This window comes from Azospirillum sp. B506, assembly GCF_000333595.1.
Classification (GTDB): Bacteria; Pseudomonadota; Alphaproteobacteria; order Azospirillales; family Azospirillaceae; genus Azospirillum.
Genome location: NZ_BADK01000572.1, coordinates 1 through 1,321, shown reverse-complemented (window position 1 = coordinate 1,321; position 1,321 = coordinate 1). Strand labels below are relative to the sequence as shown.

The following is a 1,321-nucleotide window of genomic DNA, read 5'->3' as shown; positions in this document are numbered from 1 at the left end:
ATGTGACGGTCCAGGCCGGGGTGACGCGCATCCAGCTGAACGAGGAGCTGCGCGCCACCGGCCTGTTCTTCCCGATCGATCCCGGCGGGGAAAGCACCTTGGGCGGCATGGCGGCGACACGGGCGTCCGGCACCAACGCGGTGCGCTACGGCACCATGCGCGAGAACGTGCTGTCGATGACCGTGGTGACGGCCGACGGCGAGGTCATCCGCACCGGCAGCCGCGCCCGCAAATCCTCGGCCGGCTACGACCTGACGCGGCTGTTCGTCGGCTCGGAAGGCACGCTCGGCATCATCACCGAGCTGACCGTCCGCCTTTACGGCATCCCGGAGACCATCTCGGCGGCCGTTGTGCCCTTCGAGACGGTGGAGGCCGCCGTCGCCTCGGTCGTGTCGGTCATCCAGTACGGCATCCCGGTCGCCCGCGTCGAGTTGATGGACACGCGCACCGTACAGGCGACCAACCGCTACTGCGGCCTGTCCTACCGCGAGACGCCGACCCTGTTCTTCGAGTTCCACGGATCGCCCGGCACCGTCGCCGAGCAGATCGCGATGACGAAGGAGCTGACGGCCGACCATGGCGCGCTGGACTTCGAATCGGCCAGCGATCCCGATACCCGCGCGACCCTGTGGCGCGCCCGGCACGCCGTCCATTACGCGGTCCAGGCCATGCGCCCCAACGCGAAGGTGTGGAGCACGGATGTCTGCGTCCCGATATCGAGCCTGACCCGCTGCATCGCCGAGACCCAGGCGGACATCGCGTCAGCCTCCTTCTTCATCTCGATCGTCGGTCATGTCGGCGACGGCAATTTCCATCTCGGCCTCGTCATCGACCCGTCGGATCCGGCGGAGCTGGAGGAGGCCGAGGGCATCAACGACCGGCTGATCCGCCGCGCCATCGGCATGGACGGCACCTGCACCGGCGAACACGGCATCGGTTCGGGCAAGATCAAGTTCATGGAGCTGGAGCACGGCCGCGCCGTCCGCGTCATGCAGGCGGTCAAGGCGGCGCTCGACCCGGCCAACATCCTGAATCCCGGCAAGGTCCTGCCGGCGGCCTGACCGGCCGGCTCCCCTTCCCCCCGAGAGCGCAACGCCTTCACAACAAGAACGGCCGACGCCGTCAATTCGAGGAAACACCCATGCAGAACACCCTGATTTCGCGCCGCGGCCTGATCGCCGGGGCCGCCACCCTCGGGACCGGCCTCACCCTGGGTGCCGGACTCGGCATCGCCGGTTCCGGCACTGCGAAAGCCGCGGCGCCGATCACGCTGCGCGTCTCCTCCTCCGCCCCCGCGGATCGCTTCGGCGCGCATTACCTG

At 68.8% G+C, this 1,321-nt stretch carries 2 protein-coding genes; both read left to right on the top strand.

Annotated elements, in window-relative coordinates:
- Window positions 1–1,061, top strand: a 1,061-nt coding sequence (locus tag I71_RS16860; RefSeq protein WP_042696004.1) for an FAD-binding oxidoreductase, incomplete at its 5' end; no start/stop codon positions are given.
- A gap of 80 nt (window positions 1,062–1,141) precedes the next feature.
- Window positions 1,142–1,321, top strand: a 180-nt coding sequence (locus tag I71_RS16855) for a hypothetical protein (RefSeq protein ID WP_042696003.1), incomplete at its 3' end; no start/stop codon positions are given.